Consider the following 14,947-nt stretch of genomic DNA (forward strand, 5'->3'; position numbering starts at 1 on the left):
TTATGTGACTATTAGTCCGTCTCGCTCCGTAAGGTGCGAGACAACTAAACCACCCGCTATTGTACTGCCCCCAAAAGTTAGACAATTAATTAAGTAAAGGATTTAGTTCTGTATTGTACAGGACTAAGTTCTTTTAGTTTGACTTTAATTCGTTTGTTGTTGTAGTAATCGTAGTAATCGATGTAGTTTACAATGGTTTTCTCCAAATCTTCAAGCGACTGAAACATCTTCTCATATCCATAAAACATTTCTGATTTCAAAATACCGAAGAAGAACTCCATCATACCGTTGTCGGGGCTGTTGCCCTTGCGTGACATGGATGCGTGAATTCCTTTACTCTTTAGGAATCGATGATAAGAATCGTGTTGGTATTGTGCCAGCCAATTTGGAAGCATTCCACTACTTGGAAGTGCAAATTCGAGAGAAACACTTCTTTGTGAACAACCTTCCAGCAGAACTTTATCAATTATTTCTTGCTTTAATTCAGGGAAATAGTAACGGTTTTTCCCTTTCTTGATACTTTCTATTCCGTAACGATCAATCAACCGGATTAAGTATCTAATATTTGAAAGATTAATTCCATATTTTTCTGAAAGGCGCTTTAAGCTGATTCCTTGTTTTCTTAGTTCATAGATTTGAACTTTATCTTCATAACTCAATTTCATAATAAAACACCCTAAAAGTTAGATTTTTTCTGTCTAACTTTTGGGGATCAGGACATAGACGGGTGATTATGATTTCCTACTAAATTCTATCTTTTTTAAAGTGTTATAAAGGCTCAATAATTACTTTTGGGTATCATTCTAATTGTTTTTGAAAGGAATTTTGGTATAATATTACTTATTCACATTTTATGCAGATTATGAAAGAGTTTGGTGGTTAATGTCTCGTTCGGTTGACTTGCTTAAGAAGCGCTACTTAGAAAATATAAAAGAGAAGCCTGATTTATTTATTGGGATTGAGTTAGAATATCCTATTGTAAATTTAGAGGGTAAGGCTACGGATATTGAGATTGTTAAGGAACTGTTTCGGTATTTATCTTCTGTTTTGAAGTTTATAGTTGAGAAAGTTGATGATTTTGGAAATCCAATTCAGTTACTTGATCCAGTCAGCCAAGATACGATCTTATTTGAGATTGCTTATACAACCATTGAGTTTGCCTTTGGTAGGGCTAAATCCATCCAAGAGGTTGAAGAGCGTTTTAGAGCCTACATTGATTTGATTCAGAAAAAACTTGGGGAAGCAAATCATGCTATAGTTGGCTCTGGAATCCATCCATACTGGGAGAAGAATGAGAATCAACCTGTTGCTTATGCACGTTATCAAATGTTAATGAATTATTTGAAGTTGAGCAGAACAGTTCTAAGGTCAGATTTACATGATTACCCGCAATATGGTGCTTTTATCTGTGGAAGCCAAGTTCAACTGGACGTTTCAAAGTCTAACTACCTGCGTGTTATCAATGCTTTTACGCAAATTGAAGCAGCAAAAGCTTATTTGTTTGCCAATTCTGAGTTTTCGGGGGCAGATTGGGATACCAAAATTTCAAGAGATATTTTTTGGGAAAAATCTATGCATGGGATCTATCCAGAGAATGTAGGTGTCAATGCCAGACTCTTCAAAGACGAGAATGATTTTTTTGATTATCTAGATCATTCTGCAATCTTTACTGCGGAGCGGGATGGTGAAACCTATTATTTTTATCCTGTTCAGGCTAGGGACTATTTGACTACATCTGAAATTCATGCCTTCGCTCTTGATGGGGAAGAGATTCTTCTTTATCCTCAGGAGGAAGATTTCCAAACTCATCGTAGTTACCAGTACCAAGACTTAACGACTCGAGGGACTATTGAATTTCGTAGTGTGTGTACGCAACCTCTAGATAGAACCTTTGCTTCTGCAGCTTTTCACTTGGGCTTGTTGCTTAATTTAGACAAGTTAGAAGCTTACTTGCAAAAGGCTCCATTTTTAACCACATTTGGTCGTGATTACAAGTCATTGAGGCGACAATTTTCTAAGAAAAGGCTAACAGATGAGGAAGAAACTGCAATTGTCGAGTTTTCAAAAGAATTACTCTTTCTAGCCGAGGAAGGACTGGAGAAGAGAGGCAAGCAAGAAATGACCTATTTACAGCCTTTGAAAGAAGAATTGGGCCTATAATTTCTCTTATAAAGGGAGAATTTTCTGAAAAATCATGATATAATGGAAGAGACTATAGATAAAGGATAGAGATTCATGACATTAGTTTATCAATCAACGCGCGATGCGAATAATACAGTAACTGCCAGCCAAGCTATTTTACAAGGTTTGGCGACGGATGGTGGTCTATTTACACCTCTTACTTATCCAAAAGTAGATTTGGACTTTGAAAAATTGAAAGATGCTTCTTACCAAGAAGTGGCTAAGTTAGTTTTGTCAGCATTTTTAGATGACTTTACAGCTGAGGAGTTGGACTACTGTATCAACAATGCCTATGATAGCAAGTTTGATACTCCAGCTATTGCGCCATTGGTGAAACTGGATGGGCAATACAACTTGGAGCTGTTCCATGGTTCAACGATTGCCTTTAAGGATATGGCCTTGTCAATCTTGCCTTACTTTATGACAACGGCGGCTAAAAAGCATGGTTTGGAGAACAAGATTGTCATCTTGACTGCGACATCTGGTGATACTGGGAAAGCGGCTATGGCGGGGTTTGCAGATGTGCCTGGTACTGAGATTATCGTCTTTTATCCAAAGGATGGTGTCAGCAAGGTACAAGAGTTGCAAATGACTACTCAGACTGGCGACAATACTCATGTTATCGCTATTGATGGAAACTTTGATGATGCGCAAACAAATGTGAAGCACATGTTCAACGATGTAGCTCTTCGTGAAAAGTTGGCTGCCAATAAACTGCAATTTTCATCAGCTAACTCTATGAACATTGGTCGTTTGGTACCACAGATTGTGTATTATGTTTATGCCTACGCTCAGTTGGTCAAGTCTGGTGAGATTGTGGCTGGTGAAAAGGTCAATTTTACAGTACCAACAGGAAACTTTGGAAATATCTTGGCTGCCTTTTATGCCAAGCAAATTGGTCTGCCAGTTGGCAAATTAATCTGTGCTTCAAATGACAATAATGTTTTAACTGACTTCTTTAAAACACGTGTTTACAATAAGAAACGTGAGTTTAAGGTAACGACTAGTCCATCTATGGATATCTTGGTATCTTCAAACTTGGAGCGTTTGATTTTCCATCTTTTGGGGAATGATGCGGTTAAGACAGCTGAACTCATGAACGCCTTGAGTACACAAGGACAATATGAATTGACAGACTTTGATGCAGCGATTCTGGAACTCTTTGCAGCTGAATATGCGACTGAGGAAGAAACTGCGGCAGAAATTAAACGTGTTTATCAAACAGATGCCTATATCGAGGATCCACATACGGCGGTTGCCTCAGCTGTTTATAGAAAATACCAAGTGGCTACTGGCGATGCGACTAAGACAGTGATTGCTTCAACAGCTAGTCCATACAAGTTCCCAGTGGTTGCCGTAGAAGCGGTAACTGGGAAAGTTGGCTTGACCGACTTTGAAGCCTTGGTTCAATTACATGACATTTCAGGAGTAGCAGTGCCACCAGCAGTTGACGGCCTTGAAACCGCGCCAGTTCGTCATAAGACAACAGTGGCAGCTGCTGATATGCAAGCAGCGGTTGAGGCTTATCTAGGACTTTAAGACAGAGGAAGTAAACTCGGTTGGGAAATCAACTGAGTTTCTTTTCATCAGGAGGAAGGATTGTTTAAGAAAAATAAAGACATTCTTAATATTGCATTGCCAGCTATGGGGGAAAACTTTTTGCAGATGTTCATGGGAATGGTGGACAGTTACTTGGTCGCTCACTTGGGCTTAATCGCTATTTCAGGTGTTTCAGTGGCTGGCAATATTATCACCATTTACCAGGCGATTTTTATTGCTCTGGGATCTGCTATTTCCAGTGTTATTTCAAAAAGTTTGGGGCAGAAAGATCAGTCGAAACTGGCTTATCATGTGACTGAAGCGCTGAAGATTACCTTGCTGTTGAGTTTGCTTTTAGGGGCCTTGTCCATCTTTGCTGGGCAAGAGATGATAGGACTTTTGGGAACTGAGCAGGCTGTGGCCGAAAGTGGAGGACTCTACTTATCTTTGGTAGGTGGATCGATTGTTCTTTTGGGCTTGATGACCAGTTTGGGGGCCCTGATTCGTGCAACGCATAATCCACGTCTACCCCTCTATGTTAGTTTTTTATCCAATGCCTTGAATATTCTCTTTTCAAGCCTAGCTATTTTTGTTCTTGATATGGGGATAGCTGGTGTCGCATGGGGGACTATCCTGTCTCGCTTGGTTGGTCTTGTGATTTTATGGTCGCAATTAAAACTGCCTTATGAGAAGCCGTCTTTTGGTCTAGATAAGGACTTGTTGACTTTGGCTATACCAGCAGCGGGAGAACGTCTCATGATGAGAGCTGGAGATGTCGTCATCATTGCCTTGGTTGTTTCTTTTGGGACGGAGGCAGTAGCGGGAAATGCAGTCGGAGAAGTCTTGACCCAGTTTAACTACATGCCTGCCTTTGGCGTCGCTACGGCAACGGTCATGCAGGTGGCTCGAGCAGTTGGAGAGAATGACTGGGAAAGAGTAGACGAGGTAAGCAAACAAACCTTTTGGCTTTCTTTTGTCCTTATGTTGCCCTTAACACTTGGCATCTATGCCTTGGGAATACCACTGACACACCTCTATACGACTGATCCTGTTGCGGTCGAAGCTAGCGTTTTGGTGGCACTTTTCTCACTACTAGGAACTCCTATGGCGACTGGGACAGTCATCTATACGGCGGTTTGGCAGGGCTTGGGAAATGCTCGCCTCCCCTTTTATGCGACAAGTATCGGGATGTGGTGTATCCGCATTGGAACAGCCTATCTGATGGGGATTGTGCTTGGCTGGGGCTTGCCTGGTATTTGGGCAGGAACCCTTTTGGATAATGGTTTTCGATGGTTATTTCTACGCTACCGTTACCAGCTTTATATGAGTTTGAAAGGATAGGAAATGCAAAAAACAGCTTTTATTTGGGATTTAGACGGAACCTTATTGGACTCTTACGAAGCGATTTTGTCAGGGATTGAGGAAACCTTTGATCAGTTTTCTATTCCTTATGATAAGGAGAAAGTGAGAGAGTTTATCCTCAAGTATTCGGTGCAGGATTTGCTGGAGCAGGTGGCAGAAGAGAATAATTTGGATGCGGAAGTGCTCAATCAGGTGCGTGCCCAGAGTTTGGCTGAGAAGAATGCCCAGGTAGTTTTAATGTCAGGTGCGCGTGAAGTGTTAGCTTGGGCAGATGAAGCAGGGATTCAGCAGTTTGTTTATACCCATAAAGGGGACAATGCTTTTACCATTCTAAGAGACTTGGGGTTGGAGTTCTATTTTACAGAGATTCTAACCAGTCAGAGTGGCTTTGCGCGCAAGCCTAATCCAGAAGCGGCGACATATTTGCTAGACAAGTATCAGCTGAATCCTGAGAACGCCTATTATATAGGGGACCGGACTTTGGATGTGGAATTCGCCCAGAATAGCGGCCTTCAAAGCATCAACTTTTTAGAGTCATCTTATAAAGGGAATCACAGGATTCAAGCACTGGCAAATATTCCTCGTATTTTTGAGGATTAGGAACGAGAAGATTGTGTCAGTTGCGTGACAGAAACCTAACAAACTATTTCAAGTAATCGAGTTTGTTACAAGGAATAGACAGTTCTATTAAATAGGCCCGAGAGGGCTTTTTTCTGCTTTTTTTGTGATATGATAGACAGGTACTCATTTGAAAGGAATAGGAAAGAATGAAGAAAAGAATTATTTTAGCCTCAACAGTAGCCTTGTCTCTTGCCCCAGTTTTGGCAACTCAAGCAGAGGAGATCCTTTGGACTGCTCGTACCGTTGAGCAAATCAAAAACGATTTGACTAAAACGGACAACAAAACAAGCTATACAGTACAGTATGGTGATACTTTGAGCACCATTGCAGAAGCTTTGGGAGTAGACGTGACGGTTCTTGCTAATTTGAACAAAATCACCAATATGGACTTGATTTTCCCAGATACTATCCTCACTACAACTGTCAATGAGGCAGAAGAAGTAACGGAAGTTGAAATCCAAACTCCTCAAGCAGATGCTAGTGAAGAAGTGACGACTGCGACAGCTGATTTGACGACCAACCAAGTAACCGTCGATGAACAAACAGTTCAAGTAGAAGACCTTTCTCAAGCAATTGAGGATGCTCCAACTGCAACAGAGACTGAAAAACCAGCAGAAGTAGCGCCAAGTTCGGAAGTTTCTGAGACAGCGACAGTTGCTGAAGAGATACCATCTACAGAAACACCTGTAGCTGAAGAAACAGCTGAAACGACTCCAGCGGAAGCACCAGTAGCAGAAACAACTCGCCCAGTTGAAGAAGAAGCTCCTCAAGCGACTACTCCAACTACCTATGAAACGGCAGAAACAACTCCAACAGAAGCACCAGTAGCAGAAACGCCTGCTGATACAAGAGGAACAAGTACAGCAGAAGAAACAACAAATTCTGACACTGCAACTTCGACTTATCAAGCAGAGCAAAGTCAAACTCCTTCAAGAACTTATTCAGCTCCAGCGGCTCCTGACTATGCAGGGCTTGCTGTAGCCAAGTCTGAGAATGCTGGTCTACAACCACAAACTGCAGCCTTTAAAGAAGAAATTGCCAATTTGTTTGGAATTACATCCTTTAGTGGATACCGTCCTGGTGACAGTGGAGACCATGGTAAAGGATTGGCCATCGACTTTATGGTTCCAGTGAGTTCAGCACTCGGAGATCAAATTGCAGAATATGCAGTCCAAAATATGGCTAGCCGTGGTATCAACTATATCATCTGGAAACAACGTTTCTACGCTCCATACGATAGTAAATATGGACCAGCCTACACGTGGAATCCAATGCCAGACCGTGGTAGCGTAACCGAAAACCACTATGACCACGTTCACGTATCTATGAATTAAGAATAATAAGAAGCTATACATTTAAAAGTGTAGCTTCTTTTTGTGTAAAATAGTATTAATAAGTGAAATAAAATCTAAAACATGTTAAAATGTAAGCGAATACAAAACTATACTAACGCTTTTAAGCATAGAGATAAAGGATGAAGTGAATGACAAATCGATTAAAAACTCCATTTGAGAAAACAAGAGATGATTTTGAAGAGGAATTTTGTGGTGAAATTGTCGAATTCTTGATTTTTACCCTCCAAAATGTAACTGGGGCCGCTTCTTTAAAAGATGGTTGTAAAATGCCGTCCGTTCATTTTAAAGCTAGCGTCAATGTTGCAACCCAGGAATTCTCTGAACGTGAGGGACGTTTGGAATGGGTATTGACTCCTGAGGAATTTGAAGAAAAGAGATGGGGCTTTTGTTTTGAACCCTACAAAATTCATCATATCAAATGTCAAAAACGATCCTTCATGGAGTTAGAGCCATATATGTCAGAAGTAGCTAATAACTGCTACCACTTGCTGGAATACCTAGATGACCAATCCTCAGACTCTAGGTTAGAGACCTTGATTGAAACCTATCAAAAACCGGTCATCATTCAAGACGATATTGGCGAATTCACCTTAAACAGAGCCTATTCTTGGTTTGAAGGATTTATCACTTACGAGGGTGGTAAGATTCATGCTATCTTTGCTGCGAGTGCAGATGAAAGTCTCCCTCCAAGTTCTTTTGATGATCTAAAGAAATTTATGGGAACTTTCCAAGTTCAAGATACTCGGATTAAAGACTATATTGTCAAAGAACTGTGGGAAACAGCTCAAGACTGGATAGATTCAGATGAAAATGATGTGGAGTTAACAGAAGAGTATTTTACCAACTCTCTTTCCTTGAGTGAACTATCGATCAACGAAGACGGGGAATTGACCCTCTACTATGATGATAGCGAGGAAATTTTTGCAGGCCATGCCATCGAAGTTGTCATTGATAAAGAGGGAGAAATCCTTCGAGCAGATTTGGTAGGTTAGTGCTGGATTTTATCTAGAATATAGAAATAATAGCCTTTTGGGATTGAAACCAAGAGGCTATTTTTCGTGAGTAAGCAAAATGGTTGCATTTTTAATCTTTCTGTAATATACTTGATAAGTCAATAGTTGATAAATCAAGTGTACGCAAGGAGGTAGAAATGAAAAAAATTAACGACTTACTGTACCAGCTCCATTTAACAGATCAGATGATCACTCAACTTTTTGAGAAACAATTGGGAATTAGTTTGACCCGCTATCAAATCTTGCAGTTTTTACTGCAGCAGTCACCCTGCAACCAGATTGCCGTTCAGGAGAAGTTGCAAATCGACCAGGCGGCCTTGACCCGTCATTTTAAGATACTAGAGTCAGAGGGCTATGTCAGTCGCAAGCGTAATCCGGCCAATCAGCGAGAAGTCTTAGTTGAATTAACCCAAGAAGTCAAGAATCAACTCTTAGTCAGTCCGCCTAAACATCATTTGCGAGTGAAGGAACAGATGGAGAGCATCTTATCGACAGCCGAGCAGAAAGAGCTAACAACTTTACTGACGAAACTAGTGTCAGGTCTAGAAAAAATAGAATTTTAAGGAGAAAACGATGTCAATCATTACTACTATTTTAGCAACCCTTGTTGCCCTCGAACATTTTTATATCTTTTATTTGGAGAGTATGGCAACCCAATCAGATGCAACCAGCCGAGTCTTTAATATGGATAAGGAAGAACTGGCTCGTCCTTCAGTGAGTTCACTGTTTAAAAATCAAGGGATTTATAATGCTTTACTGGGTGTCTTTCTCTTGTATGGGATTTATTTCTCACAAAGTTTGGAAATTGTGACCATCTTTGTTTTATTTGTGCTTGGTGCAGCGACCTACGGTTCTCTGACAGCAGACAAGAAGATTATTCTGAAGCAAGGTGGACCCGCTATTTTGACTCTGCTGAGTGTGTTGCTTTTGAAATAAGAAAACCAGCGTCTTTCAGGACGCTGGTTTTTGTATGCTCTTATCCAGTTCGACGTTTACGAGCTAGTAGTGCTCTGTAAAAGAAGATGTGATTGTTCTGGATATAGGGAAGGATTGAAAAACTAGCAATTCCAAAGGTGATCCAATTGAGGAAGTACCAAGGAAGTAGTTGTAAGTCTAGGACAAAGCGTTGAAATTTGTAACCCTTCATCAAGAAACGGCTGGTTTTCAGGATTTGACGGGGTTTAGCCTGTCCTAAATCCTGAGTGTCGCAGAGGAGGAATTCTACCTGCGAGTAGGCATAATGTTGCGGAACGTAGAGGATGTTCCCTACAATCATCAAGATGAGGCTCGCGAAAAAGTAGAGTCCAAAGGTCATAAGGAACTGCTCCGTTTCAACTGATGAGAGGTCTAGTTTTGGAAATTCTGGATGTAGGGCAACAAATCTTCTAGCCAAGAGATTGCTATAAAAGAGAAAATAAACGCCTACTAAGTTTGGAATGCTCCATAAAAAGAGGTAGAAACGTTTGAGGAGCAGGGTTAGAAAGGTTTGCGAGAAGCGCTCTTCCGCAAAGAGGGTCAGGCTTGATTTTACTGAGAGTTCCGTATCAGGATCCTTGAAGAGTCGGAGTGTCGCAAAAGCAGCACCTGCTAGAAAAATCGTGCTCACAAAAGAAACCACTAGTGGGAAGAGATAGGTTTGGAGCACTTGCGCCAGCATGCTGAAAAAGGATTGCTCTAAAACACTTTCTTGGAGACGAGCCAAGGGGTTGAGAAAGCCTGATAAGATGACCAGTATGCTAGGTAAGAGATAGACGAGAAAGAGGCGGGGATTTTCAGCCTGAAATTGCCTCGTCTGCAGACGGATGTTTTTTAAATCAATTTTTGGGTATTTCATTCTTTCATTATACCATAGTTCGTGACAGTTCTTGGTTTTTTTGATAAAATCATACAGTATGCCTTTGGGCGCAAAGTATGAACTGGGACTGTCTTTCCCAGCTTCGGAGGTAGAAAATGTCAGATTCACCAATCAAATACCGTTTGATTAAGAAAGAAAAACACACGGGAGCCCGTCTGGGAGAAATCATCACTCCGCATGGTACCTTCCCGACACCTATGTTTATGCCGGTTGGGACCCAAGCAACTGTCAAGACCCAGTCACCAGAGGAGTTGAAGGAGATGGGATCAGGAATTATCCTCTCTAATACCTATCATCTGTGGCTCCGTCCAGGGGACGAACTCATCGCACGCGCAGGCGGTCTCCACAAGTTCATGAACTGGGACCAGCCAATCCTGACGGATAGTGGTGGTTTTCAGGTTTATTCTCTAGCAGATAGCCGTAATATCACAGAAGAAGGGGTAACCTTTAAAAACCATCTCAATGGTTCCAAGATGTTCCTATCGCCAGAAAAAGCCATCTCTATTCAGAACAATCTAGGCTCAGACATCATGATGTCTTTTGATGAATGTCCTCAGTTTTACCAACCCTATGATTACGTTAAGAAATCCATCGAGCGTACTAGTCGTTGGGCTGAACGTGGTTTGAAGGCTCACCGTCGTCCACATGACCAAGGCTTGTTTGGGATTGTGCAGGGGGCAGGATTTGAAGATTTGCGCCGCCAATCGGCTCATGATCTTATTAGCATGGACTTTCCAGGCTACTCTATCGGTGGTTTGGCAGTGGGAGAAACGCACGAAGAGATGAATGCAGTCTTGGATTTCACAACTCAACTCCTTCCTGAAAACAAACCTCGCTATTTGATGGGAGTGGGAGCCCCAGATAGCTTGATTGATGGGGTCATTCGTGGGGTGGATATGTTTGACTGTGTCTTGCCAACTCGTATCGCTCGTAACGGGACTTGTATGACCAGCCAAGGTCGTTTGGTTGTCAAGAATGCCCAGTTCGCTGAGGACTTTACGCCACTGGATCCTGAGTGTGATTGCTACACATGTAAGAACTATACACGCGCCTACCTTCGCCACTTGCTCAAGGCTGACGAAACCTTCGGTATCCGCTTGACTAGCTACCACAATCTCTACTTCTTGCTCAATCTGATGAAGCAGGTCCGTCAAGCCATCATGGATGACAATCTCTTGGAATTTCGTGAGTATTTTGTGGAAAAATATGGCTACAACAAGTCAGGACGTAATTTTTAAAGTGTAAAATTAGAATGCCAAAATCCTAAGTTTTCTCTTAGGATTTTTCTTCTTTTTTTGATAAAATAAGGTGTATTATGGAATAAAAATTAGATGTTTTTACGATCTAATTGAGTGGGGAATAGACTCGTATGCGTATTAAATGGTTTTCCTTGATTAGGATTACAGGTTTACTTTTGGTGCTTTTGTACCACTTCTTTCAGACCATCTTTCCTGGAGGCTTCTTTGGGGTAGATGTCTTTTTCACTTTTTCAGGATTTTTGATCACTTCCCTCCTTTTAGAAGAATTTGGGAAGGCACGTCAGATTGATTTGCTGGGCTTTTTTAAGAGACGGTTTTATCGTATCGTGCCACCTGTGGTGCTGATGGTTTTAGTGACCATGCCTTTTACTTTCTTGGTTCGTCAAGACTATGTTGCTGGAATTGGCGGCCAGATTGCTGGAGTTCTCGGTTTTATGACCAACTTCTATGAGATGTTAACAGGGGGAAGTTACGAATCTCAGTTCATTCCGCATCTCTTTGTTCACAACTGGAGTCTAGCTGTTGAGGTTCACTACTATATTCTTTGGGGCTTAGCGGTTTGGTTCTTATCCAAACGTTCAAAATCTAGTAGTCAATTGAGAGGGATGGTATTTCTCCTTTCTGCGGGAGCTTTCATCATTAGCTTTTTCTCCATGTTTATTGGTAGTCTAATGGCTAGTTCCCATTCGTCTGTCTACTTTTCAAGTTTAACCCATATCTATCCCTTCTTTTTAGGAAGTATTTTGGCGACGGTTGTGGGTGTTCGTCAGACGAGCGATTTAGTCAAGCAGTTTGACCGGATGTGGGATCTTCGTCAGAATCTACTGGTGTTTGCCGCAGGTCTCTTGGTATTAGTACTCTTGACCTTCTTTATCAAGTTTACCTACCTGTTCGCTTATCTATTTGGTTTCTTACTGGCGAGTTTAGCGGCCGTGGCCATGATTCTTGCTGCGCGTGTCTTGCATGAGAAAACGCCTGAGATACAAGAACCTCGGATAATCACATTTCTAGCGGATACTAGCTATGCGGTTTACCTCTTCCACTGGCCTTTTTATATTATCTTTTCTCAGTTGATGAGTAATTTGCCCGCTGTTATTTTAACAGTCATCTTTTCTTATTTCTTTGCTATCCTATCCTTCTATATTATTGAGCCGTTGATTGCTGGTAAATCCAATCCTTTAATACGGAAGATTAGTCGATTGCCTCATATTAAACCAATTAGTGCTGGTGCTGCTGGCATTCTTACCTTGCTTACCTTGATTATCATAGCTGTGGCTCCCCAAGTTGGAGCTTTTGAGACAGACTTGATGGTCAATGGTTTTAAACAAGCCCAGACCAATATAGGGCAAACAAAGACTCTTGCTGAGCAAGCAGAGGCTAGCCGACTTGGAATTTCTGAGGGAACGAGTCTGATTGGAGATTCGGTAGCCTTGCGTGCTAATACAGCCTTACAAGAGGCCCTTCCTGAAGCAAATATCAACGCTCAAGTTAGTCGGACAACTAAGCAAGCCAATGACATCATGCTCAATAACAGCCAGAACAAGGTACTTCTAAAAACAGTTGTCATTGCAACGGGTGTAAACGGACCAGAGAATTATAAAGATGACTTAGATACGATAGTTAAAAACCTCCCCAAAGGCCACCATCTGATTCTTGTAACTCCTTATGAAGGTGACAAGAGCAAGGAAACTTACAAATCAGTTGAGCAGTATGCGACTTATGCACGGGAATTAGCTGAAAAGAATCCTTACGTGAGCATCGCTGACTGGAATAAGGTTGCTAAGGAACACCCTGAAATCTGGGCTGGAACCGACCAAGTCCACTTTGGAAATGATAGCAACATGATTGAAGAAGGTGCTAAACTTTACGCAGAGACGATTGCAGCTGCTGTTAAGGCCGCTCAAGAACTACCTGTGAAATCAAAATAAAATCAAAGAGTTGGAGATATCCAGCTCTTTTAAAATATCTCCAGAAAAGAGGTCTATACCATTTACAAATGAAAAAGAAAGGTTTATAATGTAATTGACATAATAAATTCTAGAATCAATCTATCAAGGAGGTTATCATTATGCCTAATTATATTAAAGCGGATCAGTTTTTCTACCCACACGGAGTTCGTCGTGGCGGTTACTTGGAACTTGTGGATGGCAAGTTTGGAAAACATGTAGAACAGATTCCTGAAGGAGCTGAGGTGATTGACTATACAGGCTACAGCATTGCTCCAGGACTTGTGGATACCCACATTCATGGCTTTGGTGGTGTGGATGTCATGGATAATAACATCGAAGGAACACTTCATACCATGAGTGAAGGGCTCCTCAGCATGGGAGTAACGAGTTTCTTGCCAACTACTTTGACCTCTTCTTATGAGCAATTGCTCGCAGTAACAGAAAATATCGGTGCCCGTTACCAGGAAGCAAGTGGAGCTAAGATTCGTGGGATCTATTTTGAAGGTCCGTATTTCACAGAAAAATACAAGGGAGCTCAAAACCCTGCCTATATGAAGGACCCTCGTATGGATGAGTTTCGTGCTTGGCAAAAAGCAGCCAATGGTTTGCTTAATAAAATTGCCCTTGCGCCAGAACGTGAAGGTGTAGAAGACTTTGTTCGTACGATTACGGGTGAAGGAGTGACTGTTGCTCTAGGACACTCAAATGCGACTTTTGATGAAGCTAAAAAAGCAGTCGATGCTGGAGCAAGCGTTTGGGTACATGCCTACAATGGGATGCGTGGGTTGACTCACCGTGAACTCGGTATGGTTGGAGCCATGTATGAATTGCCACATACCTATGCAGAGTTGATCTGTGACGGTCATCACGTGGATCCAAAAGCCTGCGAAATTCTTATCAAACAAAAAGGAACAGAAAATATTGCTCTTATCACAGACTGTATGACAGCGGGTGGATTGGAAGACGGCGACTACATGTTGGGAGAGTTTCCGGTAGTGGTTGCCAATGGAACTGCTCGCCTCAAATCTACAGGCAATTTGGCAGGTTCTATCCTTAAACTCAAAGATGGTTTGAAGAATGTGGTTGAATGGGGAATTGCGAATCCGCATGAAGCGGTCATGATGGCGAGCTTCAACCCAGCAAAATCCGTTCACATCGATGATGTTTGTGGACAAATCCGTGAAGGCTACGATGCTGACTTTATCGTACTAGATAAAGATTTGGAATTAGTTGCAACCTACCTAGATGGTGTGAAACGTTATCAAGCATAATAAAAAGCAGAGGCTGTGATGACTCAGCCTTTGCTTTTCTATTCATAGGTATCTTCAGAAAGCTAGAGGATTGTTCTATAATGAAGCAAAATCCTTTCATTGTTCTAGAAAATTCGTTATAATATACGGTACAAAGGAAGTAGTAAGAATGTATCGTGTTATAGAAATGTATGGGGATTTTGAACCGTGGTGGTTCATAGAAGGTTGGGAAGAAGATGTCATCATGAGTCAATCTTTTGACAAGTATTATGATGCTCTAAAATATTATAAATCATGCTGGTTTGAGCTGGAAAAGAAGAATCCTCTTTATAAGAGTCGGAGTGATTTGATGACTATTTTTTGGGATCCTGCTGACCAACGCTGGTGTGATGAGTGCGATGAGTATTTGCAACAGTACCATTCTTTGGCACTTTTACAGGATGAGCAAGTCATCCCCGATGAAAAGCTACGTCCAGGCTACGAAAAACAAACAGGTCAAGAAAAACACCGTTCTTGCCGCATGAAATGGAGATAAAAAAGTAACTTTTTAAGTTGCTTTTTTA

At 41.5% G+C, this 14,947-nt stretch carries 14 protein-coding genes; 12 read left to right on the forward strand and 2 right to left on the reverse strand.

Translation table 11 applies throughout. The features are described 5' to 3' along the window. Positions 1-89: 89 nt before the first annotated feature. The gene (locus D8804_RS08325; RefSeq protein ID WP_125399460.1) at positions 90-665 is read right to left on the reverse strand and encodes an IS3 family transposase; all 576 of its coding nucleotides are present in this window, start codon (positions 663-665) and stop codon (positions 90-92) included. A 217-nt stretch (positions 666-882) separates the two neighbouring features. Between D8804_RS08325 and D8804_RS08330 the strand changes: the two genes are divergently transcribed. The 8 genes from D8804_RS08330 to D8804_RS08365 all read left to right on the forward strand — a co-directional run bounded on the left by D8804_RS08330 (position 883) and on the right by D8804_RS08365 (position 9,007). Next, positions 883-2,160, forward strand: a complete 1,278-nt coding sequence (locus D8804_RS08330) for a glutamate-cysteine ligase family protein (RefSeq protein ID WP_125399461.1) — start codon at positions 883-885, stop codon at positions 2,158-2,160. 75 nt (positions 2,161-2,235) lie between these two features. Next, positions 2,236-3,720 carry a threonine synthase gene (thrC, locus tag D8804_RS08335; protein WP_125399462.1) on the forward strand — a complete coding sequence of 495 codons (1,485 nt, stop codon included), beginning with the start codon at positions 2,236-2,238 and terminating at the stop codon, positions 3,718-3,720. A gap of 60 nt (positions 3,721-3,780) precedes the next feature. Further along, complete coding sequence (locus D8804_RS08340) at positions 3,781-5,061, forward strand: MATE family efflux transporter (protein ID WP_125399463.1); 1,281 nt, start codon at positions 3,781-3,783, stop codon at positions 5,059-5,061. 3 nt (positions 5,062-5,064) lie between these two features. Further along, positions 5,065-5,682 carry an HAD family hydrolase gene (locus D8804_RS08345; RefSeq protein WP_125399464.1) on the forward strand — a complete coding sequence of 206 codons (618 nt, stop codon included), beginning with the start codon at positions 5,065-5,067 and terminating at the stop codon, positions 5,680-5,682. Positions 5,683-5,849: 167 nt separating this feature from the next. Next, the gene (locus D8804_RS08350) at positions 5,850-7,037 is read left to right on the forward strand and encodes a LysM peptidoglycan-binding domain-containing protein (RefSeq protein WP_125399465.1); all 1,188 of its coding nucleotides are present in this window, start codon (positions 5,850-5,852) and stop codon (positions 7,035-7,037) included. A gap of 149 nt (positions 7,038-7,186) precedes the next feature. Further along, positions 7,187-8,050, forward strand: a complete 864-nt coding sequence (locus D8804_RS08355) for a DUF2262 domain-containing protein (protein WP_125399466.1) — start codon at positions 7,187-7,189, stop codon at positions 8,048-8,050. Positions 8,051-8,208: 158 nt separating this feature from the next. After that, positions 8,209-8,634 carry a MarR family winged helix-turn-helix transcriptional regulator gene (locus D8804_RS08360; RefSeq protein WP_093587035.1) on the forward strand — a complete coding sequence of 142 codons (426 nt, stop codon included), beginning with the start codon at positions 8,209-8,211 and terminating at the stop codon, positions 8,632-8,634. Positions 8,635-8,644: 10 nt separating this feature from the next. Continuing rightward, positions 8,645-9,007: a DUF1304 domain-containing protein gene (locus tag D8804_RS08365; RefSeq protein WP_093587037.1), complete on the forward strand. Its 363-nt coding sequence runs from the start codon at positions 8,645-8,647 to the stop codon at positions 9,005-9,007. 40 nt (positions 9,008-9,047) lie between these two features. Here the strand turns inward: D8804_RS08365 and D8804_RS08370 are convergent, their stop codons facing one another. After that, positions 9,048-9,905, reverse strand: a complete 858-nt coding sequence (locus tag D8804_RS08370) for a DUF975 family protein (RefSeq protein ID WP_125399467.1) — start codon at positions 9,903-9,905, stop codon at positions 9,048-9,050. 116 nt (positions 9,906-10,021) lie between these two features. Here D8804_RS08370 and tgt point away from each other — a divergent pair, with 116 nt between their 5' ends. The 4 genes from tgt (at position 10,022) to D8804_RS08390 (ending at position 14,919) form a co-directional block, all read left to right on the forward strand. Next, complete coding sequence (gene tgt / locus D8804_RS08375) at positions 10,022-11,164, forward strand: tRNA guanosine(34) transglycosylase Tgt (protein ID WP_093587041.1); 1,143 nt, start codon at positions 10,022-10,024, stop codon at positions 11,162-11,164. A 131-nt stretch (positions 11,165-11,295) separates the two neighbouring features. After that, positions 11,296-13,113, forward strand: a complete 1,818-nt coding sequence (locus D8804_RS08380) for an acyltransferase family protein (protein WP_093587043.1) — start codon at positions 11,296-11,298, stop codon at positions 13,111-13,113. A 140-nt stretch (positions 13,114-13,253) separates the two neighbouring features. After that, positions 13,254-14,405, forward strand: coding sequence for an N-acetylglucosamine-6-phosphate deacetylase (gene nagA, locus D8804_RS08385; RefSeq protein WP_093587045.1), 1,152 nt, complete (start codon positions 13,254-13,256; stop codon positions 14,403-14,405). Positions 14,406-14,553: 148 nt separating this feature from the next. Then, the gene (locus D8804_RS08390; RefSeq protein ID WP_000286399.1) at positions 14,554-14,919 is read left to right on the forward strand and encodes a DUF1033 family protein; all 366 of its coding nucleotides are present in this window, start codon (positions 14,554-14,556) and stop codon (positions 14,917-14,919) included. Positions 14,920-14,947 lie beyond the last annotated feature (28 nt).

Origin of the sequence: Streptococcus oralis, assembly GCF_003944215.1 — a bacterium.
Lineage (GTDB): Bacteria > Bacillota > Bacilli > Lactobacillales > Streptococcaceae > Streptococcus > Streptococcus oralis_BI.

What these genes read in the sequence shown, in the direction of transcription:
- nagA (WP_093587045.1), top strand. Translation starts at nt 13,254, where the DNA reads ATGCCTAATTATATTAAAGCGGATCAGTTTTTCTACCCACACGGAGTT.
- D8804_RS08325 (WP_125399460.1), bottom strand. Translation starts at nt 665, where the DNA reads ATGAAATTGAGTTATGAAGATAAAGTTCAAATCTATGAACTAAGAAAA.
- D8804_RS08380 (WP_093587043.1), top strand. Translation starts at nt 11,296, where the DNA reads ATGCGTATTAAATGGTTTTCCTTGATTAGGATTACAGGTTTACTTTTG.
- D8804_RS08355 (WP_125399466.1), top strand. Translation starts at nt 7,187, where the DNA reads ATGACAAATCGATTAAAAACTCCATTTGAGAAAACAAGAGATGATTTT.
- D8804_RS08345 (WP_125399464.1), top strand. Translation starts at nt 5,065, where the DNA reads ATGCAAAAAACAGCTTTTATTTGGGATTTAGACGGAACCTTATTGGAC.
- D8804_RS08390 (WP_000286399.1), top strand. Translation starts at nt 14,554, where the DNA reads ATGTATCGTGTTATAGAAATGTATGGGGATTTTGAACCGTGGTGGTTC.
- D8804_RS08365 (WP_093587037.1), top strand. Translation starts at nt 8,645, where the DNA reads ATGTCAATCATTACTACTATTTTAGCAACCCTTGTTGCCCTCGAACAT.
- D8804_RS08370 (WP_125399467.1), bottom strand. Translation starts at nt 9,905, where the DNA reads ATGAAATACCCAAAAATTGATTTAAAAAACATCCGTCTGCAGACGAGG.
- tgt (WP_093587041.1), top strand. Translation starts at nt 10,022, where the DNA reads ATGTCAGATTCACCAATCAAATACCGTTTGATTAAGAAAGAAAAACAC.
- D8804_RS08360 (WP_093587035.1), top strand. Translation starts at nt 8,209, where the DNA reads ATGAAAAAAATTAACGACTTACTGTACCAGCTCCATTTAACAGATCAG.
- D8804_RS08350 (WP_125399465.1), top strand. Translation starts at nt 5,850, where the DNA reads ATGAAGAAAAGAATTATTTTAGCCTCAACAGTAGCCTTGTCTCTTGCC.
- thrC (WP_125399462.1), top strand. Translation starts at nt 2,236, where the DNA reads ATGACATTAGTTTATCAATCAACGCGCGATGCGAATAATACAGTAACT.
- D8804_RS08330 (WP_125399461.1), top strand. Translation starts at nt 883, where the DNA reads ATGTCTCGTTCGGTTGACTTGCTTAAGAAGCGCTACTTAGAAAATATA.